This window comes from Mycobacterium sp. E2733 (genome assembly GCF_001667585.1).
In the GTDB taxonomy this organism is placed as follows: domain Bacteria; phylum Actinomycetota; class Actinomycetes; order Mycobacteriales; family Mycobacteriaceae; genus Mycobacterium.
Map to the genome: position 1 here is coordinate 1 of NZ_LZJZ01000023.1, position 20,442 is coordinate 20,442.

General features: G+C 67.1%; 24 protein-coding genes and 3 tRNA genes. 16 read left to right on the forward strand and 11 right to left on the reverse strand.

Annotated features, from left to right (window positions below; all coding sequences use genetic code 11):
* Window positions 1-110: 110 nt before the first annotated feature.
* The 4 genes from A5678_RS27465 to A5678_RS05060 form a co-directional block, all read right to left on the reverse strand.
* Window positions 111-266: a DUF6131 family protein gene (locus A5678_RS27465; protein ID WP_197502036.1), complete on the reverse strand. Its 156-nt coding sequence runs from the start codon at window positions 264-266 to the stop codon at window positions 111-113.
* A 10-nt stretch (window positions 267-276) separates the two neighbouring features.
* Window positions 277-525 (reverse strand): hypothetical protein, encoded by a 249-nt coding sequence (locus tag A5678_RS27745; RefSeq protein WP_068039403.1) that lies wholly within the window; start codon window positions 523-525, stop codon window positions 277-279.
* Between the two features lie 103 nt (window positions 526-628).
* On the reverse strand, window positions 629-1,039 hold the full coding sequence (locus A5678_RS05055) for an MmcQ/YjbR family DNA-binding protein (protein WP_068039406.1): 411 nt from the start codon (window positions 1,037-1,039) through the stop codon (window positions 629-631).
* Window positions 1,040-1,066: 27 nt separating this feature from the next.
* Window positions 1,067-2,008 carry a class I SAM-dependent methyltransferase gene (locus A5678_RS05060; protein WP_068039409.1) on the reverse strand — a complete coding sequence of 314 codons (942 nt, stop codon included), beginning with the start codon at window positions 2,006-2,008 and terminating at the stop codon, window positions 1,067-1,069.
* 220 nt (window positions 2,009-2,228) lie between these two features.
* Between A5678_RS05060 and A5678_RS05065 the strand changes: the two genes are divergently transcribed.
* Together A5678_RS05065 and A5678_RS05070 are read left to right on the forward strand one after the other, a co-directional pair.
* Window positions 2,229-3,227 carry a phosphotransferase family protein gene (locus A5678_RS05065; RefSeq protein ID WP_231983577.1) on the forward strand — a complete coding sequence of 333 codons (999 nt, stop codon included), beginning with the start codon at window positions 2,229-2,231 and terminating at the stop codon, window positions 3,225-3,227.
* Between the two features lie 19 nt (window positions 3,228-3,246).
* A complete protein-coding gene (locus A5678_RS05070; RefSeq protein WP_068039416.1) occupies window positions 3,247-3,738 on the forward strand; it encodes a hypothetical protein in 492 nt (163 codons plus the stop codon).
* A gap of 10 nt (window positions 3,739-3,748) precedes the next feature.
* On the opposite strand, the gene A5678_RS05075 is transcribed toward A5678_RS05070, so the two are convergent.
* On the reverse strand, window positions 3,749-4,399 hold the full coding sequence (locus A5678_RS05075; RefSeq protein ID WP_068039419.1) for a DUF1345 domain-containing protein: 651 nt from the start codon (window positions 4,397-4,399) through the stop codon (window positions 3,749-3,751).
* A 273-nt stretch (window positions 4,400-4,672) separates the two neighbouring features.
* On the opposite strand from A5678_RS05075, the gene A5678_RS05080 reads away from it, so the two are divergent.
* Complete coding sequence (locus A5678_RS05080) at window positions 4,673-5,986, forward strand: serpin family protein (RefSeq protein ID WP_156746765.1); 1,314 nt, start codon at window positions 4,673-4,675, stop codon at window positions 5,984-5,986.
* Window positions 5,987-6,043: 57 nt separating this feature from the next.
* On the opposite strand, the gene A5678_RS05085 is transcribed toward A5678_RS05080, so the two are convergent.
* Both A5678_RS05085 and A5678_RS05090 read right to left on the reverse strand, forming a co-directional pair.
* Window positions 6,044-6,116 (reverse strand) — tRNA-Arg (locus tag A5678_RS05085).
* A 41-nt stretch (window positions 6,117-6,157) separates the two neighbouring features.
* Window positions 6,158-6,246: transfer RNA gene (locus tag A5678_RS05090), tRNA-Ser, on the reverse strand.
* Between the two features lie 84 nt (window positions 6,247-6,330).
* Between A5678_RS05090 and A5678_RS05095 the strand changes: the two genes are divergently transcribed.
* A complete protein-coding gene (locus A5678_RS05095) occupies window positions 6,331-7,398 on the forward strand; it encodes a pyridoxal phosphate-dependent aminotransferase (RefSeq protein ID WP_068039425.1) in 1,068 nt (355 codons plus the stop codon).
* 11 nt (window positions 7,399-7,409) lie between these two features.
* On the forward strand, window positions 7,410-7,871 hold the full coding sequence (locus tag A5678_RS05100) for a DUF4334 domain-containing protein (protein ID WP_068039428.1): 462 nt from the start codon (window positions 7,410-7,412) through the stop codon (window positions 7,869-7,871).
* 89 nt (window positions 7,872-7,960) lie between these two features.
* Here A5678_RS05100 and A5678_RS05105 read toward each other — a convergent pair whose 3' ends face one another.
* Window positions 7,961-8,545 carry a TIGR03086 family metal-binding protein gene (locus tag A5678_RS05105; RefSeq protein ID WP_197502037.1) on the reverse strand — a complete coding sequence of 195 codons (585 nt, stop codon included), beginning with the start codon at window positions 8,543-8,545 and terminating at the stop codon, window positions 7,961-7,963.
* A 23-nt stretch (window positions 8,546-8,568) separates the two neighbouring features.
* On the opposite strand from A5678_RS05105, the gene A5678_RS05110 reads away from it, so the two are divergent.
* From A5678_RS05110 to A5678_RS05125, 4 genes are read left to right on the forward strand one after another with little or no spacing between them, the layout of a single operon-like run.
* Window positions 8,569-9,393, forward strand: a complete 825-nt coding sequence (locus A5678_RS05110; protein WP_068039434.1) for a crotonase/enoyl-CoA hydratase family protein — start codon at window positions 8,569-8,571, stop codon at window positions 9,391-9,393.
* A gap of 25 nt (window positions 9,394-9,418) precedes the next feature.
* Window positions 9,419-10,654, forward strand: a complete 1,236-nt coding sequence (gene lipE / locus A5678_RS05115; protein ID WP_068039437.1) for a lipase LipE — start codon at window positions 9,419-9,421, stop codon at window positions 10,652-10,654.
* A gap of 29 nt (window positions 10,655-10,683) precedes the next feature.
* Entirely contained in the window at window positions 10,684-10,875 is a 192-nt protein-coding gene (locus tag A5678_RS05120; RefSeq protein WP_067760639.1) for a hypothetical protein, read from the forward strand.
* A gap of 34 nt (window positions 10,876-10,909) precedes the next feature.
* A complete protein-coding gene (locus tag A5678_RS05125; protein ID WP_068039440.1) occupies window positions 10,910-12,028 on the forward strand; it encodes a hypothetical protein in 1,119 nt (372 codons plus the stop codon).
* Window positions 12,029-12,034: 6 nt separating this feature from the next.
* On the opposite strand, the gene A5678_RS05130 is transcribed toward A5678_RS05125, so the two are convergent.
* A tRNA-Ser gene (locus tag A5678_RS05130) sits at window positions 12,035-12,121 on the reverse strand.
* A gap of 37 nt (window positions 12,122-12,158) precedes the next feature.
* Between A5678_RS05130 and A5678_RS05135 the strand changes: the two genes are divergently transcribed.
* Window positions 12,159-13,139 carry an NAD(P)H-quinone oxidoreductase gene (locus A5678_RS05135; RefSeq protein WP_068039531.1) on the forward strand — a complete coding sequence of 327 codons (981 nt, stop codon included), beginning with the start codon at window positions 12,159-12,161 and terminating at the stop codon, window positions 13,137-13,139.
* 74 nt (window positions 13,140-13,213) lie between these two features.
* Here the strand turns inward: A5678_RS05135 and A5678_RS05140 are convergent, their stop codons facing one another.
* On the reverse strand, window positions 13,214-14,410 hold the full coding sequence (locus tag A5678_RS05140; RefSeq protein ID WP_068039444.1) for a cysteine desulfurase-like protein: 1,197 nt from the start codon (window positions 14,408-14,410) through the stop codon (window positions 13,214-13,216).
* Between the two features lie 128 nt (window positions 14,411-14,538).
* Here A5678_RS05140 and A5678_RS05145 point away from each other — a divergent pair, with 128 nt between their 5' ends.
* From A5678_RS05145 to A5678_RS05165, 5 genes are all read left to right on the forward strand, one after another.
* Window positions 14,539-16,512 carry a DUF6541 family protein gene (locus A5678_RS05145; protein WP_068039446.1) on the forward strand — a complete coding sequence of 658 codons (1,974 nt, stop codon included), beginning with the start codon at window positions 14,539-14,541 and terminating at the stop codon, window positions 16,510-16,512.
* Between the two features lie 78 nt (window positions 16,513-16,590).
* The gene (locus A5678_RS05150) at window positions 16,591-17,040 is read left to right on the forward strand and encodes a bacterial proteasome activator family protein (RefSeq protein ID WP_231983578.1); all 450 of its coding nucleotides are present in this window, start codon (window positions 16,591-16,593) and stop codon (window positions 17,038-17,040) included.
* A gap of 10 nt (window positions 17,041-17,050) precedes the next feature.
* Window positions 17,051-17,890, forward strand: a complete 840-nt coding sequence (locus A5678_RS05155; protein WP_068039452.1) for an ABC transporter ATP-binding protein — start codon at window positions 17,051-17,053, stop codon at window positions 17,888-17,890.
* Window positions 17,883-18,797 (forward strand): glycosyltransferase, encoded by a 915-nt coding sequence (locus A5678_RS05160; RefSeq protein WP_068039455.1) that lies wholly within the window; start codon window positions 17,883-17,885, stop codon window positions 18,795-18,797. Before A5678_RS05155 ends, A5678_RS05160 begins: the two co-directional genes overlap by 8 nt.
* A 73-nt stretch (window positions 18,798-18,870) precedes the next feature.
* Window positions 18,871-19,701 carry an ABC transporter permease gene (locus A5678_RS05165; RefSeq protein ID WP_068039458.1) on the forward strand — a complete coding sequence of 277 codons (831 nt, stop codon included), beginning with the start codon at window positions 18,871-18,873 and terminating at the stop codon, window positions 19,699-19,701.
* A 16-nt stretch (window positions 19,702-19,717) separates the two neighbouring features.
* Here the strand turns inward: A5678_RS05165 and A5678_RS05170 are convergent, their stop codons facing one another.
* On the reverse strand, window positions 19,718-20,083 hold the full coding sequence (locus A5678_RS05170; RefSeq protein ID WP_068039461.1) for a DUF732 domain-containing protein: 366 nt from the start codon (window positions 20,081-20,083) through the stop codon (window positions 19,718-19,720).
* 97 nt (window positions 20,084-20,180) lie between these two features.
* Here A5678_RS05170 and A5678_RS05175 point away from each other — a divergent pair, with 97 nt between their 5' ends.
* Entirely contained in the window at window positions 20,181-20,420 is a 240-nt protein-coding gene (locus A5678_RS05175; RefSeq protein WP_068039464.1) for a hypothetical protein, read from the forward strand.
* The last annotated feature ends 22 nt before the right edge of the window (window positions 20,421-20,442 follow it).

Here is a 20,442-nt window from a genome sequence, read left to right on the forward strand (position 1 = left end):
CCAGTATGCGCACGGCGCTGAGCCGCCGCTATGGCTTACCTTTGCGCCCCCTGTGAACGGGATCGCGCGACTGCTCAGCAGTCGCGCGATCCCGTTTCCCGGCGAAGTGGCTAATACCAGTAGCGCCGGCCGGCGACTGGGCGGCCAATCGAGCCCATGATCCACAACACGGCGCCGATGATGAGCACGACGATGCCGATCTCCCACAGCAATGGGACGCTGAATACAAACCCGAGAATAAGTAGGATCACGCCTAGGACAATCATCACGACTCCTTTAGGTGAGGGGCACTAGGACACCAGGCATTGAACTTGGCTGCGGAACATGGCAGTCCTTGACTTTCGGGTTGACGCCCCCGTAATTCAAAGGCCCCGCGATGACGGTCAACGCGATGTTTCCCGCCGTGACACAACTGGCTGAGTCACCTTTGAAGTAGTCGCGTTGCCATGCCGCAAACACCCCGATGAGCAGCCATACCAGGGCAAGGGTGCCGATGATTCCGCTGCCACGCATGGTGACCTCCAATGTGGTCGAGAAAAATTTCTCGTGGACGATAGTTACCCATTCGACTTATGTCTAAACATTGGCCATCGGTGAATTCGGCAGTGTGCCAGCGGAGCCCAGGGGACTAACCGCGGTCGGCGAGCCACGCCGCGGCCCGCCTCTTCGACGCCCGTGAAAGCCACGCATCCTGGATCAGCTCGGCCAGCTCCGTCCTGCCGATTTCGGGCAGCCGGGCGGCCCGCACGAGTACCGATGGATGTCCGGCAAAGCGGTCGGTGGTGAAGAACGGCGAATCGGGATCCTGCGTCAGCGCCAACTTGTCGCTCTCCGACTCCACCCAGAGCATGATCACGTCGGCGTAGCGCTCGCCGGTGTCCGGATCGGTCGCGTCGGGCTGTGGCGTGCGGAAGAACACGAACGACTTACCGCCGACCTGATAGATGGCGTTGCCCTTCGGACCCTCCAGGCGCTGGACGTGCGGCATCGTCGCGGCGATCTCGTGTACGTCGCTTACTCGCGCGGGTCGATCAGCCACACCGGCGAGGGTAGCGGCACCTACGCCCTAGTCGCGCCGCTGCGCGGACACGTACAGCGTGGGCGGCATCGTGTGTTCGGTGTCCTGCGGAACGACGCGGCCGTAGCGAGCCATCAATTCCGAAAAGGTCGCCGTGGCGACGTCCCAGCCGCGGTCGCGCAACCAACCGTCGACGGGGGTGCGCTCTTCGGGATACCAGAGGTCGTCGAAGTCGGTGATCTCGGAGTCGACCAGCTTGGCGGCGGCGGCCCGCATGCGCTGCATATCCTCGCGCTGGCGCCGGACGAGCTCGGGATCGGTGAATCCGGCGCTCGGCACGTTCGAAGCCAGCCAGCTGCCGGCCGCGCTGAGCGAATGGATGCGCTCGAACAACAGGTCCTGGGCCTGCGCGGGCAGGTAACGGACCAGGCCCTCGGCCGACCATGCGGCGGGCTTGGTCGCGTCGAATCCGGCTTCCCGCAACGCCTTCGGCCAATCCTGCCGCAGATCGATCGGTACGTTCACCAGTCGCGCCTTCGGCCGCGCGCCGTGCTCGCGCAGCGTGTTGGATTTGAAGTCCAGCACCTTGGGCTGGTCCAGCTCGTAGACGACCGTGCCGTCGGGCCACGGCAGTCGCCAGGTGCGCGCGTCCAACCCGGCAGCCAGGATCACCACCTGCCGAACCCCGGAGTCGGCCGCGCCTAGGAAGAACTCGTCGAAAAACGCTGTCCGCGTGGCCATGAAGTCGATCATCAGCTGGATGCGCGTGCTAACCCCTGGCTCCAGCTCGACCGCCTTGGCCAGCAGCGCGGGATCGGCGTAGATGCTCCACATGCCTTCGCCGGCCGCGTCGACGAACACGCGCGCGAACGGGTCGTTGATGAGCGGGTCGGCGCTCTCGGTCTCGGCGGCCCGCGCCGCCGCGACACCCAGGGCGGTGGCTCCCACGCTTTGGGTGATGTCCCAGGAGTCGTTGTCGGTACGCGGCATCGCCAGTCCCCTTCAGCGCGAGAGTCAGTTAGTTGCGCACACTATTGTTCCAGCCTCCGCCGCCCGAGGCCGCTTCTCGGCGGTGGCCTACGCTTTTTTCCAGACGGCCCACAGGGCTGCAGAGGAGCGCTGGCATGACGCGTACGCCGCAGGACGCGTTCGCCCCGATCGCGAAAGGCGGAGCGTGGACGCGGTGAACCTGGATGCCGTCGCGGCGTGGATGTCCGAGCAAGGACTCGGCGAGGGCCCGCTGGAGGACGTTTCCGCCGTCACCGGCGGAACCCAGAACGTCATGCTCCGGTTCACCCGGGCCGGCCGGCCCTACGTGCTGCGCCGCGGCCCGCGGCACCTGCGGCCGCGGAGCAACAACGTTATCCTGCGGGAAACGAAAGTCCTTGCGGCCCTGGCTGGTTCCGACGTTCCGCACCCGCACCTGATCGCCGCCTGCGAAGATCCCGCCGTGCTGGGCGACGCCGTCTTCTACCTGATGGACCCGGTCGACGGGTTCAACGCCGGCGAAGGACTGCCACCGCTGCATGCGAGCGATCCCGGCGTGCGGCACGGCATGGGCCTCTCGATGGCCGATGCGCTGGCCAAGCTCGGCGCCGTCGACCACGTCGCGGTGGGTCTCGCCGACTTCGGCAAGCCGGAAGGCTTCCTCGAGCGTCAGGTGCCGCGTTGGCTTTCGGAGCTCGACTCCTACAGCGACTACGAGGGCTACCCGGGACCGGACATCCCGGGCATCGAGGAAGTGTCGGCCTGGCTGGAACGCCATCGCCCGGCGACGTGGACGCCCGGCATCATGCACGGCGACTACCACGCCGCGAACGTGATGTTCTCCCGGACCGGGCCGGAGGTGGTCGCCATCGTCGACTGGGAGATGTGCACGATCGGCGACCCGCTGCTGGACCTGGGCTGGCTGCTGGCCACCTGGCGCCAGCCCGACGGTTCGAGCGTGTTCAGCCACGCCCTTGGCGGTCAGGACGGGCTGGCGAGCACCGACGAACTCTTCCAGCGCTATGCGGCCAACACCACCCGCGACTTGTCGCATATCTCGTGGTACACGGTGCTGGCCTGCTTCAAGCTGGGCATCGTGATCGAGGGGACGCTCGCCCGGGCGTGCGCGGGCAAGGCGGAAAAAGAGGTAGGCGACCAGCTGCACGCGGCCACGGTCCACCTGTTCCAGCGCGCGCTGGGCCTGATCGAGGACCAGCGCTGATCCACTAGCATTTCGGTTCGTGCCGCCTTATCCCGAGGAACCCGACTACTACTCCGAGCCCACCCAGGCCGCGCGGTATGGCGGTGGATATTACGACGAGCCGGCGCCCCAGCCGGAGCCACCGACCCCGTGGTACCGCCGTCCGGCGGCGCTGGTCGCGGCCGGCGCGATCGGGGTGATCGTGCTCGCGCTCGCGGCGTACGCGGTGGTCCAGCTGGTGGCCGGGTCCCCCGCCCACAGCCCGGCAGCGACGACGACGACCACAACGGTGACCACGACCACCACCACGGAGGCACCTCGGCACCACGGCGGCGGGGGCGGCGGTGGCGGTGGCGCCCCGACCGAGACCGTCACCGAAACGGCTCCGCCACCGAGCACCGACACCCCTACCACCACGGAAGCGCCGAGCACCGTCACGGTCTCGCCGAGCACCGACACCAGCACCGTCACGCAAACGGTGACCGTGCCGCCCCGCCGCGGGCCGTTCGGCGGCCCGTTCGGCGGACGCTAGCTTGGGCGCGTCACACTTTGGCGCTCAACCCGGCGATCATGTTGATGGTGACCGCCAGGATTACAGCACCGAAAAGGTACGACAGCAGCGCATGGCGTAACACGGTCACTCGCAGCCGAGAGGCGTTGATCTCGGTGTCGGAGACCTGAAAGGTCATGCCGACGGTGAACGCCACGTATGCGAAATCGAGGTAGCGCGGCGGGTGCTGGTCGTGGAAATTGATCCCGCCGACCTCGTCGGAGTAGTAGAGGCGCGCATAGTGCGCGGTGAAAAGCGTATGCACGGCGAACCACGATGCGGCCACGGCCAGAACGCCGACGCCTGCCGCTGCGAGGGCTTCGCCGCCCGAGTGTGTGCCCGCGGCCACGACGTATCCCACCCCGCCGAGGCTGCCCAGGCTCGCCGAGACGATGACCACGTCGGCGAGCAACCGGGTGGCGTCCTCGCGTGTCGCATGCCGAGCGGTGCGTTCCGCATCCATCGGGGCGATGATCAGCCAGCTCCATGCCACATACACCGCCGCGGCGACAACCCAGCCGAGGAGAGCGAACCTCCAGCCGAGTACATCGCCGATCGCGACGGCAACCGCCGTTCCGGCTAGCAAGGCGACCAAGAGCCGCACCGCGACGGTGTCACGGAGAAGGCGCACATAGGACGTCACAGCTCGACTTAAGCAGATTGCGCCGATCCGACGGCTCGCAAGAGGTCCTTACAGTGCGCCCGAAGGAATTCGCCCCCTAACTGTCCATTGTGATCGCTTATCGCCCAACGTATTTCACCCTGCGGTCTGTCTCCCGTCGTACGCGGCCTTCTTCATGCCTTTTCGATGGGGAAAGTGATGGGTGAACGAATCACCGAAAGGGGATGGTGATGAAGTCTTCATCGCGAGCGATTTACCCAATATCCGCAGCTCGCGGCGTTCATACTGACCACCGTGAAGCACCTAACCCGCGTTGGATTCCACGGCGTCATTGCTGCTTGCGTTGTTTTCGCCGGTGCCGTCGGCTGTGGGGGCGACCGTAATCATGCCGGGTCCACATCAGGTCAGGCATCCGCGCCCCTCACGCGGTCAATCCTTCGGTACAACAACACGCCCGGCGTTAGTCCGGCTGATGAGCAATCTTTTGTCGACGCCACCAACGGTTTTGGGCTGGATCTGTTCAGGCGCATGTCGGCGGCCAGTGAAAAGAATTTGGTCTTGTCTCCGCTGAGCCTCGGTGTCGCGTTGTCGATGGCCTATGCGGGTGCCGCCGGTGACACAGCGACCGAACTGAAAACCGTTCTGCGCGATCCGTTCGGCAATGACACCTATTACCGTGCCATGAACCAACTGCTGCTCGATCTGCGCTCACGCAACCGCGCCGCGATCTCCGCCGAGGATCCGAGGAGTATCGAGCTGGCGATGGTCGACGCGGTCTGGCTGCAGCGTGGCATGTCGGTTCGCGCGCCGTTCCTGGACATCCTGGCGTCTCACTACGACGCCGGCGTGCACCTCGCCGACTTCAAGGGCGACCCCGACGGCGAGCGAGTCACCATCAACCGTTTCGCCGGCGACGCGACCAAAGGGCAGATCAAGGACCCGATCCCGCCGGGTGCGATAGACGGGTTGACGCGTTTCGTGTTGCTCAACGCGGCCTATCTCAAGGCGAGCTGGGAGCACCCATTCGCGAAAGAAAGTACGCGAGATGGCGACTTCCGTGTGGCGCCCGGCACGCAGATCACCGTGCCGATGATGCAAAGGGTCTCCGGGGCGATGCCCTACGCTTCGGGGCCGAATTTTCAGGCTGTGGAACTCCCGTACCTGGGCGGCGACCTCAAGATGCTGATCGTGCTGCCGGCGGAGGGGCAGCTGCAGGCGGTTCGCAACAGCATGGACGACGCCTGGTTCCGTGCCCTGACCTTCGAGAACAACGCCGTCTTCCTGACCTTGCCAAGGTTCCGGATCAGCTGGGGACCCGAGGAATTCAAGGAGACGTTGGCAGCGATGGGGACGCCGCGCGCATTCGACCAGAATCGGGCGGACTTCTCCAACATCACAACCGACGAAAAGCTGTACCTGACACACGTGTTGCAGAAGGCCTTCGTCGGGATCGACGAGTCCGGGACGGAAGCCGCGGCCGTTTCGACGCCCGTGGGGGGCGGGCTGGGTTCGCCCGAAGCGGTGAAGGTCGATCACCCGTTCCTGTTTGCCATCGTCGACAAGACCGGCGCGGTGGTCTTCGCGGGGCAGGTGATGGATCCGAGGTGACCCCCGCGTTATCCGCGGTGGCCGTTTAAGCCGGTGATTGCGCGGGCTTTTCAAGAGCGCGCCCGAAGGGATTCGAACCCCTAACCTTCTGATCCGTAGTCAGATGCTCTATCCGTTGAGCTACGGGCGCCCGTGTTCAGTTGTCTTGCTTCGTTCCTCGAAAAGACCCAGCGGAGGCGAGAGGATTTGAACCTCCGGTCCCCTTTGAGGGGGACAACTCATTAGCAGTGAGCCCCATTCGGCCGCTCTGGCACGCCTCCCTTGGACTGTTTGAGGGTACCCGACCCCGTTACGGTCTCGCGGAACCGGCCATAGCGTACACATCCGCGACATAAACTGTCGAAGTGACCGCTCGCCTGCGTCCCGAACTGGCCGGATTGCCTGTCTATGTGCCCGGCAAGAACGTGCCGGGCTCGATCAAGCTGGCCAGCAATGAAACCGTGTACGGCCCGCTGCCCAGCGTGCGGGCGGCGATCGAGCGCGCCGTTGCCGTCGTCAACCGGTATCCGGACAACGCCTGCGTGGACCTCAAGGCGGCGTTGGCCATGCACCTCGGCACCAACGTCGCACCGGAGCACATCGCGGTCGGTAGCGGTTCGGTCACCTTGTGCCAGCAACTGGTGCAGATCAGCGCATCCGCCGGCGACGAGGTGATGATGGGCTGGCGCAGCTTCGAGTGCTATCTGCCCATCGTCCAGGTCTCGGGCGCGGCCGCGGTCAAAGTGCCGTTGACCGACTACACGCACGACCTCGACGCCATGCTCGCCGCGATCACCGACCGCACCCGGCTGATCTTCGTCTGCAACCCGAACAATCCGACCTCTACGGTGGTCGATCCGGGCGCCCTGGCCCGCTTCATCGAGGCCGTGCCGCCGCACATCCTGATCGCCATCGACGAGGCCTACGTCGAATACATCCGCGACGGCATGCTGCCCAACAGCTTGGAGCTGGCGCTGTCCCGCAGCAACGTCGTTGTGCTGCGGACCTTTTCGAAGGCCTACGGGCTGGCGGGCCTGCGCGTCGGCTACGCGATCGGCCACCCCGACCTGATCACCGCCCTGGACAAGGTCGTCATGCCGTTCGCCGTGACGAACGTCGCACAGGCGGCCGCCATCGCGTCGCTCGAGGCATCGCACGAACTGGCGGCCCGCACCGACGCTCTGGTGGCCGAGCGCACCCGGGTCAGCACCGTGTTACGCGACGCCGGGTTCACCCTGCCGCCGTCGCAGGCCAACTTCGTCTGGCTGCCGCTGGGTGTCCGTACCACGGACTTCACCGAGCAGGCCGCAGAAGCGCGGCTGATCGTGCGGCCGTTCGCCGGCGAGGGGGTGCGCATCACCATCGGTGCGGTGGAGGAGAATGACGCCCTGTTGCACTTCGCCTGCGAGTGGATTACCCGCACCGAAACGTAAGGAGTGGTCCGTTGGACTTGGCGCGCAAACTGTTCACCGAGTTCAAGGAGCGCGCCGGCGACATCCCCGACAGCGAGCTCGACGACTTCTGGGCCAGCCTGGAACCCGCGACGATCGAGGGGATGCTGGGCGAGTGGAAGGGCGGCGAGTTCCGCACCGGCCACAAAATGAACGGACAGCTGGAGAAGGCGGGGTGGTTCGGCAAGACCTTCTCCTCGGCCCGCGACGTGCAGCCGCTGGTCTGCCTCGACGCCGACGGCAACAAGTTCTCGAACAAGGAGATGGGCAAGGGCGAGGCCAGCCTGTGGCTCGAAGAGTTCCGCGGGGAGGTCACCGCGACGATGGTCTACGACGGCCAACCCGTGCACGACCACTTCAAGAAGATCGACGACGAAGCCGTGATGGGCATCATGAACGGCAAGGGCGTCCGCGATAACGGCCGGTACTACTACTTCTACCTTGAGCGGGTGTAGGCCCCCGCTGTCGCCGAGCGTGACGTGACGGCGAAAATCCGCAAGGATTCTCGCCGTGAGAACACGCTCGGTGAAGGCGCTAGGTGTAGCTAGCGGGTCGGGTTGCGGCCGGTGAACGCGACCAACTGCTCGAGCGCGCCCGCGTCCTCGGGCACGTCGACCGGGTCGTCGAACCCGGCGCCACCGCGAAATTCCGGCCTGATGACCTCACGGGCCAGCCCCAACACGTACTCGGACAGCGGTTCGGGCGCGTGGATCTCGTGCCCCACGGCGACGGCGTAATCCCAAGCGTGCACCAGGAATTCGACCGATAGGACGGCGCACGCGCTCTTCGCGGGCAGCTCGCCCTTGCCGAACGGCACGCACCCGTCCAGGCCGTGGCGATGCCAGGCGTCCAGCGCGGGCCGGGCCGCCGCGACCACCTGTCGTTCCACCGAATCGCCTTCGGTGCGCTCCGGAATCTCCGCGCCGACCATGCCGCCCAGCGCCGTGATGGAGTTCAGCAGGTGATCGGTCAGCTGCGCGACGTCGAACTCCGCACACGGCGTCGGCCGCGACAGGTCGTCGGCCGCAATCGGGTGCAGCACCCGCTGCAACACCCCGAGCGTGTCCTCGGCGCTGTGCAGTTCGTCGGTGGGCGGCGAATGAGGGCCGGGCCGCAAATCAGGAGCCATATTTGCCACGCTACGGTCTCGATATGGCGCAAGCATACGAATCGGTCACGGTGGAAACGAAAGATCACGTCGCGCAGGTGACGCTGATCGGGCCGGGCAAGGGCAACGCGATGGGCCCGGCGTTCTGGTCGGAGATGCCGGAGCTGTTCGCGGCGCTCGACGCCGACCCCGAAGTGCGGGCGATCGTCATCACCGGCTCGGGCAAGAACTTCAGCTACGGCCTGGACGTGCCCGCGATGGGTGGGGCGTTCACCCCGCTGCTGTCCGGCGACGCGCTGGCCGGCCCGCGCGCGGTTTTCCACGCCGAGATCAAGCGCATGCAGAACGCCATCACCGCCGTCGCGGACTGCCGCACCCCAACCATCGCGTCGGTGCACGGCTGGTGCATCGGCGGCGGCGTCGACCTCATCTCGGCGGTCGACATCCGCTACGCCAGCGCCGACGCCAAGTTCTCGGTGCGCGAGGTCAAGCTGGCCATCGTCGCCGACGTTGGCAGCCTCGCCCGCCTGCCGATGATCCTGAACGACGGACACCTGCGCGAGCTGGCGCTGACCGGCAAGGACATCGGCGCGGCCCGGGCCGAGAAGATCGGCCTGGTCAACGACGTATACGACGACGCCGACGCGACGCTGGCCGCCGCGCACGCCACCGCGGCCGAGATCGCCGCCAACCCGCCGCTGACCGTGCACGGCGTCAAGGACGTCCTCGACCAGCAACGCGTCGCCGCGGTGGCGGAGAGCTTGCGCTACGTCGCCGCCTGGAACGCCGCCTTCCTGCCGTCGAAGGACCTGACCGAGGGCATCGCGGCGACATTCGAGAAGCGCGCGCCGCGGTTCACCGGGGAGTGATCCGGCGCCACGTACCCTCGCTGAGGTGACACCAGACGGCAGAATCCGCGTCCCGGCCGACTTGGACGCCGTGACGACGATCGGCGAGGAAGACCACTCCGAAATCGACAGCGCCGCCGTCGACCGGATCTGGGGGGCCGCGCGGCACTGGTACCAGGCCGGCTTCCACCCCGCCATCCAGCTGTGCATCCGCCGGCACGGGCGCGTCGTGCTCAATCGCGCGATCGGTCACGGCTGGGGCAACGCGCCGAGCGACCCGCCGGACGCCGAAAAGGTCCCCGTCACGCCGGACACACCGTTCTGCGTGTACTCGGCGGCCAAGGGAATGGCGGCCACCGTGGTGCACATGCTCGTAGAGCGCGGCGTCTTCTCACTCGACGACCGCGTCTGCGACTACATCCCCACCTTCACCAGTCACGGCAAGCATCGGATCACCATCCGGCACGTGATGACCCACAGCGCCGGGCTGCCCTTTCCAACCGGGCCCAAGCCGGACGTCAAACGCGCGGACGACCACGAGTACGCCCAGCAGAAGCTGGGCGAGCTGCGCCCGCTCTACCGGCCGGGGCTGGTGCACATCTATCACGCGCTGACCTGGGGCCCGCTCGTGCGCGAGATCGTTTACGCGGCCACCGGCAAGGAGATTCGCGAGATCCTGGCCACCGAGATCCTCGACCCGCTCGGCTTCCGGTGGACCAACTTCGGTGTCGCCAAGGAGGACCTGCCCCTGGTCGCGCCCAGCCACGCCACCGGCCGCCCGTTGCCGCCAGTCGTCGCGCAGATCTTCCGCAAGGCGATCGGCGGGACCGTGCACGAGATGATCCCGATCACCAACACCCCGATGTTCCTCACCACCATCGTCCCGTCGTCCAACACGGTGTCGACCGCGAACGAGATGTCCCGGTTCGCCGAGATCTGGCGCCGCGGTGGAAATCTCGACGGCGTGCGAGTGATGAGCCCGGAGACGATGTACGGCGCGATCAAGGAATGCCGGCGCTTGCGCCCCGATTTCGCGGTCGGGCTGCAACCGGCCCGGTGGGGCACCGGGTTCATCCTCGGAACGAACCGGTGGGGGCCGTTCGGGCTCAACTCGCCACACGCGTTCGGCAATCTCGGCCTGGTCAACATCGCAATCTGGGCCGACCAGGCGCGGGGCCTGGCAGCAGGCGTGGTGAGCAGCGGCAAGCCCGGGCGCGATCCGGAAGCCAAGCGCTACACCGCCCTGATGGACACGATCACCGCCGAGATCCCCGCCGGTTGAGGGTGCCCTCCGGTGGGAACTCTGCCGCCATGGCTACCTACCGAGTGCTCAACCCGAAGGGCGACGTCGTCGCGACGAAGGACATCGAAAGCGCCGACAAGGCGCACGCGTGGTTCGCCGACGAGGCGGTCGAGGGCAACGAACTGGGCTGGCGCATGGAAGTCGAAGCCGACGGCGAATGGCGGTTCTTCGACAACAGCGAAGGCGATCGCAGCTACTAGCGTTTGCGGCCCGCCGCGTCGGGCAACCAAAGACATGGATTCTGAACGCTTCCGCAAGCTGCTAGGGGCCCCCGCGCCGTTCGCGTCGGTCTACTTCGACGACTCCCACGACACCCACGACGCCGAAACTCAACTCGACCTCAAATGGCGGGCGCTGAAGGAAGACCTGGAACGGCAGGGCGCCCCCGCGGCGGTGATCGAGGAAATCGGCCGTGCCGTGCAGGATTTACGCCCCCCGATCGGCCGCAGTGGCCGCGGCGTGGTGGCGAGCGCCAAGGGCGTGCTGCTCAACGAACACCTGACCCGGCCCACCGCCGAGACGGTCGTCCGGGTCTCCGAATTGCCCTTCGTCCTCCCGATCGTCGAGCTCGGCTTCGACTACGCGGACTATCTGCTGGCCGTGGTCGACCACACCGGCGCCGACATCACCACACACGTCAACGGCACCCTGCGAACGGAAACCGTCGACGGCGGGGGCTATCCCGTGCATAAAGCCGCCGGGGCCGAAACCGCCGGCTACGGCGATCCGCAATTGCGCACCGACGAGGCCGCCCGCAAGAACGTTCGTGCCGTCGCAGACCGGGTCGGTGAGCTCGTCGACGACAAGTCGATCGAGCTGATCTTCGTCGTCGGTGAGGTGCGGTCGCGCTCGGACCTGCTGGCCTCCCTGCCGGATCGCTTGCACGACAAGGTAATTCAGCTACAGGTGGGTGCGCGGCACAGCGGTCACGACGACGAGGAAGTGCAGCGGGCCATCGAAGCCGAGTTCGCCAAGCGACGGTTGAAGGTGATCGATGATGCCGCCGACCGCTTCACCGCGGAGGTGGGCCGGCAATCCGGGCTGGCCGCCGACGGGCTCGACGCGGTCTGCTCCGCGCTGCGCCAGGGCGCGGTCGACACGTTGATCGTCGGCGACGTCGGCGACGCCACCGTGGTCACCGACGAGGGGCTGACGACGGTCGCCCCCAACGAAAATGTGCTCTCGGAGCAGGGCGCGGCACCCGCCAAGACGCTGCGCACCGACGAGGCGCTGCCGCTGTTCGCGATATCCGTGGGGGCGTCACTGGTGCGCACCGACGAGCAGATCGACCCGGCCGACGGCGTCGGTGCACTGCTTCGCTACGCGCCGACGCTGCACCAGCCCGCCGGCTGACACGCGCGGTGGCGGAGGGATTTGAACCCCCGGACGGTGTTAGCCGTCTCTCGCTTTCAAGGCGAGTGCATTAGGCCGCTCTGCCACGCCACCGGGAATAAGGGTAACGGGGGTCGGTAGCGTGGCCATCATGCGCGCCATCGTCGCCGAATCCCCCGATCAGCTGTCCTGGCAAGACGTCCCGGACGTGTCCGCCGGGGCCGGCGAGGTGCTGATCAAGGTCACCGCGGCCGGCGTCAACCGTGCCGACCTGCTGCAGGCCGCCGGTAAATACCCACCGCCGCCGGGCGCCAGCGAAATCATCGGCATGGAGGTGTCCGGCGTCGTCGCCGCGATCGGCGAGGGCGTTGCGAACTGGCCGGTCGGACAAGAGGTTTGCGCGCTGCTGGCTGGCGGTGGATACGCCGAGTACGTCGCGGTTCCCGCCGGTCAGGTGATGCCGATTCCCTCTCGTGTCGACCTCGTCGACGCGGCCGGGCTACCGGAGGTGGCCTGCACCGTGTGGTCCAACCTGGTGCTGACCGCCCACCTGAGCAAGGGGCAGCTCCTGCTGGTGCACGGCGGCGCCAGCGGAATCGGAAGCCACGCGATCCAGATCGCGCGGGCGCTGGGCGCCCGGGTGGCCGTCACGGCCGGATCGGCGGAGAAGCTGGAATTCTGCCGCGAGCTGGGCGCCGAGATCGCCATCAATTACCGCGACGAGGATTTCGTCGAGCGGCTCCGCGATGAAACGGGCGGCGCCACTGGGGCAGATGTGATCCTGGACATCATGGGCGCCGCCTACCTGGACCGCAATATCGACGCGCTGGCCACCGACGGGCAGCTGGTCATCATCGGCATGCAGGGCGGCATCAAGGGCGAGCTCAACATCGGCAAGCTGCTCGGCAAGCGCGCGCGGGTAATCGGCACCACCTTGCGTGCCCGCCCGGTGACCGGGCCCAACAGTAAGACGGAAATCGTGCAGGCGGTGATCGGGTCGGTGTGGCCGATGATCGCCGAGGGCAGCGTCCGGCCGATCATCGGCGCCCGCATGCCCATCCAGCAGGCGGGCGAGGCGCATCAACGGCTGACGTCGAGCAAGGTGACGGGGAAGATAGTGCTGACGGTCTAGCTAGCGTTCGCGAGCGTAACGCGGCTGCGATTGTCGGCCGGGATTTTCGCGGTGTGGTTACGCTCGCGGAATGCTCAGCCCAGGGAAGCGAGCGCGCGAACCAGCTGGTCGACCTCGGCCGTCGTTGAGTAATGCGCCAGCCCGACGGTCACCGCGCCGCCGACGTCGTTGACGCCGAGCACGTCGAGCGCGCGGGAGTTCTCGTTGGTGACCGCCAGGATGCCGTTGTCCGCCAGCCGCTGCACCACCCGCTCGGCGGGCACGCCGTTCAGGGCGAAGCTCACCACGGGGATCCGCACCTCCGGACGGCCGATCACCATGACCAACGGCAACGACCGCAACGACACCATCAGGTAATCGAAGATCCGGTTCAGGTAGAGGCTGGCCGATTGCATCGACACCGACAGGCGCTCGCGGCGGGTACCGCGGGCGGACTCGTCGAGCGCGGCCAGGTACTCGATGCTGGCGACCACCCCGGCGAGCAGACCGAACTGGTGCGTGCCGATCTCGAGCCGCGCCGCGCCGGTCGCCTTGGGGTCCGTCGAGATGGAGCTGAACGAATTGAGCAGCGCCGGGTCTCGGAACACTACCGCGCCGATCGGCGGACCGCCCCACGCCAGGGCGTTCACCGCCACCACGTCGGCGTCGCTCTCCTTCACGTCGAGCAACCGGTACGGCGCCGCGGCGGAATGGTCGACCACCACCAGCCCCCCGACGTCGTGCACCAGCTTGGTCATGGCCCGCAGGTCGGTGACCGTGCCCAGCGTCGCGGACGCGGAGGCGACGGCCACCAGCCTGGTCGATTTGCCGATCAGGCCTTCCCACTGCCAGGTCGGCAGCTCGCCGGTCTCGATGTCGATCTCGGCCCACTTCACCTTGGCGCCGTAACGGTGCGCCGCCCGTAGCCACGGGGCGATGTTCGCCTCGTCGTCGAGGCGGCTGACGATCACCTCGTAGCCCAGCCCGGCGCGCGAGGACGACGCCTCGGCCAGCGCCGACAACAGGATCGCGCGGTCGGCCCCGAGCACCACGCCCGCCGGGTCGACGTTGAACAGGTCGGCCACCGCCGCCCGCGCCGCCTCCAAAATGGCGGCGCTGCGCTGTGCGGACGGATGCGCGCCCACCGTGGTGGCGCTGGACCTCCGGAAGGCCGTCGACACGGTGGTCGCGACGGAATCGGGGATGAGCATCCCGGCCGGCGCGTCGAAGTGCACCCACCCGTCACCCAGCGACGGGTGCAGTCCGCGCACCCGGGCGACGTCGTAAGCCATGCCAGCCACCTTAGAGCTTGCGCATTTCCGCGAAACCGTGACCGTAGCGGGTGCCCGGAAACGCTCGAGCCGTTCGAGCCGGCCGGTGGCATCCCGAGGCAGGACACCCGGCCAGCCATACTAGTCGAGTGGGCCTCTGGTTCGGAACGCTGATCGCATTGTTTTTGCTGATAGCGCCGGGGGCGATCATCGCGCGAATCAGCCAGCTGAGTTGGCCCATCGCCGTCGCGGTGGGTCCGGCGCTGACCTACGGTGCGGTCGCGCTTGCGATCATCCCGTTCGGTGCGGTCGGCATCCCGTGGAACGGCTGGACCGCGCTGGCCACGCTGGGCGGGGTGTGTCTGGTGATGACCGTCCTGCAGCTGCTGCTCGGCCGCTACCGCGACACCGAGGCCGAAGCCCGGGGAATCGGCCGCTGGCCGGCGGTGACGGTGGCGGCCGGGGTGCTGCTCGGGTCCCTGCTGATCATGTGGGCGGCCTATCGCGGCCTGGCCACCCATTGGCAGACCATCCCCAGCACCTGGGACGCGGTCTGGCACGCCAACGAGGTGCGGTTCATCCTCGACACCGGGCAGGCGTCGTCGACGCACATGGGCGAGCTGCGCAACGTCGAAACACACCAGACGCTGTACTACCCGTCGGTGTTCCACGCCCTGACCGCGGTGTTCTGTCAGCTCACCGGCGCGGCGCCCACCACCGGCTACACGGTGAGCTCGGTGGCGGCCTCGGTCTGGCTGTTCCCCGCCGGCGCGGCGATGCTGACCTGGCGGCTGATGCGCGGGACCTGGTGTGAATGGCGCACCGCCGCCGCGGCCGCGACCACCGCCGCGCTGTCGGTGTCGTTCACCGCCCTCCCCTACGTCGAGTTCGGCGTCGCCGCGATGCCCAACCTGGCGGCCTACGGGGTCGCCGTCCCGACGTTCGTGCTGATCGCCTCAACGCTGCGGCACCGCGACCGCATCCCGGCGGCGGTGCTGGCCTTCGTGGGGGTGATGTCGGTCCACCTGACCGGCGGGTTCATCGTCGTGCTGTTCGTGGTGGCCTGGTGGCTGCTGGACGTGCTGTGGCGCCCGGTGCGCGGCCGGGTCGCCGACGCCGTGACGCTCGCCGGCGTGACGACGGCGACCGGGCTGATTTTGTTGCCGCAGTTCATCAGCGTGCGGCAGCAGGAAGACATCATCGCCGGGCACTCGTTCCTGACCCACCTCAGCAAGAAGCGGGGCCTCTACGACGCCGTCTTCCAGCACTCGCGTCATCTCAACGACTTCCCGTACCAGTACGGGCTGATGGCGCTGGCGATCATCGGCGGGATCCTCTTCGCCTACAAAAAGATCTGGTGGCCGCTGGCGGTCTGGTTGTTGCTGGTGGTGGTGGACGTCGACGCCGGAACGCCGCTGGGCGGCCCGCTCGGCGCGATAGCGGGTGCGTTCGGAGAGTTCTTCTACAAGGATCCGCGCCGGATCTCGGCGGCCATCACGCTGCTGCTGCAACCGATGGCCGGTGTCGCCTTGTTCGTGATCGTCACCGGGCTGGTCGCCGGCGCCAAACGAGTCGCCGACCGGTCCAGACCGCTACCCGCGCCGGCCTGGACCGCGGCGACGGCCGTCCTGCTGCTGGCCACGACCGTATTCACCGCCCGCCACTACTTCTATCGACACCTGGTCCTGTTCGGCGACAAGTACGACTCGGTGATGATCGACCAACGCGACCTGATGGCCATGGCCTACCTGGCCAGGCTGCCCGGCGCGCACACCACCGTGATCGGCGACGCCAACACCGACGGCACCGCGTGGATGTACGCCGTCGCCGACCTGCACCCGCTGTGGACCCACTACGACTACCCGCAGCAAATGGGCCCCGGGCCCAACCGCTACATCTTCTGGACCGGCGCCCGCAAAGGTGAGTCCGATCCGCGGGTGGTCGAGGCGATTAAGGCACTCAATATTCGGTACATCTACACCAGCACGCCGACGGTCCGGGGCTTCGCCGTACCCGACGGACTAGTGTCACTGGATAAATCGAAGTCGTGGGCGCTGATCTACGACAATGGTGGAGCCCGAATCTACGAATGGCGCGGAAACGGCGCGGCGCCGCACTCTTAGTCCGCAAAGGATGGTGATGTATTGAGTACCCGCAACGACGACGATGACATCGAGATCATCGGCGGCGTCGACCCGCGGATGATGGCGGTAACGGAGGACGACTCCGACGAGCGCTCCCTGACCGATTTGGTTGAGCAGCCCGCCAAGGTGATGCGCATCGGGACGATGATCAAGCAACTGCTCGAGGAGGTGCGCGCCGCACCGCTCGACGAGGCCAGCCGCAACCGCCTGCGCGAAATCCACGCGACCAGCATCCGCGAGCTCGAAGAGGGCCTGGCGCCGGAGCTGCGCGAAGAGCTCGACCGCCTCACCCTGCCGTTCAACGAGGACTCGGCGCCCTCGGACGCCGAATTGCGCATCGCCCAGGCCCAGCTGGTCGGCTGGCTGGAGGGATTGTTCCACGGCATCCAGACGGCGCTGTTCGCCCAGCAGATGGCCGCCCGCGCGCAGCTGGAGAAGATGCGCCAGGGCGCGCTGCCGCCGGGAATGGGCAAGCCGGGCGCGTCCGGACACGGTCAGTACCTGTAAGCGAAGCACGGTGGCGGGTCCTCACATCGAGACGCACAACGCGTGGGTGGAATTTCCCATTTTCGACGCGAAGTCGCGCTCCCTGAAGAAAGCCTTCCTGGGCAAGGCGGGCGGCACGATCGGCCGCAACAGCTCCAACGTGGTCGTCGTCGAGGCGTTGCGCGACATCACCATGTCGCTCCAGCTGGGCGATCGGGTCGGCCTCGTCGGTCACAACGGTGCCGGCAAATCGACTCTGCTGCGCCTGCTTTCGGGCATCTACGAACCAACCCGGGGCTGGGCGAAGGTCACCGGCCGGGTCGCACCGGTCTTCGATCTGGGCGTCGGCATGGACCCCGAGATCTCCGGCTACGAGAACATCATCATCCGCGGGCTGTTCCTCGGGCAGACCCGCAAGCAGATGCTCGCCAAGGTGGACGAGATCGCCGAATTCACCGAGCTGGGTGACTACCTGTCGATGCCGCTGCGCACCTACTCCACCGGGATGCGGGTCCGGCTCGCGATGGGCGTCGTCACCAGCATCGACCCGGAGATCCTGCTGCTCGACGAAGGGATCGGCGCGGTGGACGCCGACTTCCTGAAGAAGGCTCAGTCGCGGCTGCAGGGCCTGGTGGAGCGATCCGGAATCCTGGTGTTCGCCAGCCATTCCAACGAATTCCTGGCCCGGCTATGCAAGACGGCGATGTGGATCGACCACGGGGTGATTCGCCAGGCCGGCGACATCGAAGACGTGGTGCGCGCCTACGAGGGCGAGGACGCGGCACGGCACGTCCGCGAAGTGCTGGAGGAGACCCGCCTGCAAGGCCGCACCGACCAACCGCTGGCGCAGAGCGCATCCGGGGATGAGTGAATCCCTCGTCGCCGTCGTGGTCACGCACCGGCGCGCGCAAGAACTCGCCAAGTCGCTGGACATGCTCAGCGCCCAGACCCGGCTGCCGGACCATCTGATCGTCGTCGACAACGATGGTGGTGCGGATGCCCGGATCGGCGAACTGGTTGCGGCCCAGCCGATCTCGACAACGTACCTGCCCTCACGCCGAAACCTTGGCGGCGCAGGCGGTTTCGCGCTTGGCATGCTGCACGCGCTGGCGCAGGGCGCCGACTGGGTATGGCTGGCCGATGACGACGGTCGCCCGCAGGACTCCCGGGTGCTGGCAACGCTGCTGGGCTGCGCCCAAAAGCACGGCCTGGCCGAAGTGTCGCCGATGGTGTGCAACTCCGACGACCCGGAGCGCCTGGCGTTCCCGTTGCGGCGTGGCCTGGTATGGCGCAGGCGGGCAAGCGAATTGCGCACCGAAACGGGACAGGACCTCTTGCCCGGAATCGCTTCGCTGTTCAACGGCGCGCTGTTTCGGGCGTCCACCCTCGATGCGGTCGGCGTCCCGGACATGCGGCTGTTCATCCGCGGCGACGAGGTGGAATTGCACCGCAGGCTGGTTCGGTCCGGCCTGCCGTTCGGCACCTGCCTGGACGCGATCTACTTGCACCCCTGCGGATCCGACGAGTTCCGCCCGATCCTGGGCGGCCGAATGCACACCCAGTATCCCGACAATCCGACGAAGCGTTTCTACACCTATCGCAACCGCGGCTACCTGCTGTCACAACCCGGCCTGCGCAAGCTGCTGCCGCAGGAGTGGGTGCGGTTCGGCTGGTACTTCCTGATCACCCGCCACGACCCCAAGGGGCTGGCCGAGTGGATTCGGTTGCGCCGCTTGGGGCGTCGGGAGCAGTTCGGCCGACCCGGAGGATCCGCGTGACGCGCGCCAACGACGATGCAGAGCGGAGCGATGTGGGGGTACCTCCCGCTTGCGGGGGAGAGGAGGGGCGCATATGACGTTCATCGACGCCGCCGCCCAGTCGCGGACCTTCACCCGCGCCCGGGGCGATCTGGTCGCCGGCTTCCGTCGGCACGAGCTGTGGCTGCACCTGGGCTGGCAGGACATCAAGCAGCGCTACCGTCGCTCGGTGCTGGGGCCGTTCTGGATCACCATCGCGACCGGCACCACCGCCGTCGCGATGGGTGGCCTGTACTCCAAGCTGTTTCACCTCGAGCTCTCCGTGCACCTGCCGTACGTCACGCTCGGGCTGATCATCTGGAACCTCATCAACGCGGCCATCCTCGAGGGCGCCGACGTCTTCGTCGCCAACGAGGGGCTGATCAAGCAATTGCCGACGCCGCTGTCCGTGCACGTCTATCGGCTGGTGTGGCGGCAGATCATCTTGTTCGCGCACAACATCGTCATCTACGTCGTCATCGCGATCATCTATCCCAAGGCGTGGTCGTGGGCGGATCTGTCGGTGATCCCGGCGCTCGGGCTGATCGTGCTCAATTGCATCTGGGTGTCACTGTGTTTCGGCATCCTGGCGACCCGCTACCGCGACATCGGTCCGCTGCTGTTCTCCGTCGTACAGTTGCTGTTCTTCATGACCCCGATCATCTGGAACGACGACACGTTGCGGCAGCAGGGGGCCGGGCGGTGGTCGAAGATCGTCGAGCTGAATCCGCTGCTGCACTATCTCGACATCGTTCGCGCCCCGCTGCTGGGCGCTCACCAGGAGTTGCGGCACTGGGCCGTGGTCGGGGTGCTGACCGTCGTCGGCTGGGTGCTGGCGGCGTTCGCGATGCGCCAGTACCGGGCGCGGGTGCCGTACTGGGTCTAGCCCGGCGACGATGCAGTCACATGAGTGGCGGCAGCGGATTCAGCCAGTCCAACGAATCGTCGATCTGCCCTTTGTATTGCGGGCAGTAGGCGGACACGGAAACGCCGACGAAGAACCCGGCTTGCCGCGCCGAGAGGTTGGCGTCTTTCATCACCTTCATCGCCAGCACGCTCGATCGTTGGTTCCGGTCCAGCCCCGCGCACACGCTTCGCGCCATTCCGATCGCGGTGCCAGGGTCGTTTATCGCTATCCCGTTGTCCGCAAGGGCCCCCAGGAAGGCGTCGTCGGGTGGGTCCGCGGATGCCGGCGCCGCGGAGAACACCGCGGCAACGGCCACCAGAACCGCCACCGGTGTCGCCCACTTCCTGCGACCGACGTTCATACCCACCACGATAGGCACCCGCCGCGCTCGAACGACGGCTCCAAGAATCCTTCAAGGATCCCGCAAGGCGCGCACCATCCTCCTCGAGGGCGACCGCGTGGCCACCATGCACAGCGCCGACGCCCCCCTGGGCCGCACGGCCAGGTTTCACCTCCGCAGGTTGTTCGACGACTTGCCCTGCTGCCACCGCTCGTGGGCCAATCAAGGCAAACGATTCTTCCTGCATGGCTACGAGCGGGCTTTCGACATCGAGTTCGCCTGTGCCGAAACCGAAGCCGGCACCGACGCGGTGCTCGACGAGGGCACCCTCGACGAGGTCACGGCGGGGCCCGTTTAGACGAAACACGACGCCCGCATTG

Excerpts from the sequence above, each read along its gene's own strand:
- A5678_RS05110 (WP_068039434.1), top strand. The coding sequence starts at position 8,569 with ATGGCGCAAGCATACGAATCGGTCACGGTGGAAACGAAAGATCACGTC.
- A5678_RS05060 (WP_068039409.1), bottom strand. The coding sequence starts at position 2,008 with ATGCCGCGTACCGACAACGACTCCTGGGACATCACCCAAAGCGTGGGA.
- A5678_RS27465 (WP_197502036.1), bottom strand. The coding sequence starts at position 266 with ATGATTGTCCTAGGCGTGATCCTACTTATTCTCGGGTTTGTATTCAGC.
- A5678_RS05125 (WP_068039440.1), top strand. The coding sequence starts at position 10,910 with ATGGATTCTGAACGCTTCCGCAAGCTGCTAGGGGCCCCCGCGCCGTTC.
- A5678_RS05140 (WP_068039444.1), bottom strand. The coding sequence starts at position 14,410 with ATGGCTTACGACGTCGCCCGGGTGCGCGGACTGCACCCGTCGCTGGGT.
- A5678_RS05105 (WP_197502037.1), bottom strand. The coding sequence starts at position 8,545 with ATGGCTCCTGATTTGCGGCCCGGCCCTCATTCGCCGCCCACCGACGAA.
- A5678_RS05065 (WP_231983577.1), top strand. The coding sequence starts at position 2,229 with ATGTCCGAGCAAGGACTCGGCGAGGGCCCGCTGGAGGACGTTTCCGCC.
- A5678_RS05165 (WP_068039458.1), top strand. The coding sequence starts at position 18,871 with ATGACGTTCATCGACGCCGCCGCCCAGTCGCGGACCTTCACCCGCGCC.
- A5678_RS05120 (WP_067760639.1), top strand. The coding sequence starts at position 10,684 with ATGGCTACCTACCGAGTGCTCAACCCGAAGGGCGACGTCGTCGCGACG.
- A5678_RS05170 (WP_068039461.1), bottom strand. The coding sequence starts at position 20,083 with ATGAACGTCGGTCGCAGGAAGTGGGCGACACCGGTGGCGGTTCTGGTG.
- A5678_RS05160 (WP_068039455.1), top strand. The coding sequence starts at position 17,883 with ATGAGTGAATCCCTCGTCGCCGTCGTGGTCACGCACCGGCGCGCGCAA.
- A5678_RS05150 (WP_231983578.1), top strand. The coding sequence starts at position 16,591 with ATGATGGCGGTAACGGAGGACGACTCCGACGAGCGCTCCCTGACCGAT.
- A5678_RS05135 (WP_068039531.1), top strand. The coding sequence starts at position 12,159 with ATGCGCGCCATCGTCGCCGAATCCCCCGATCAGCTGTCCTGGCAAGAC.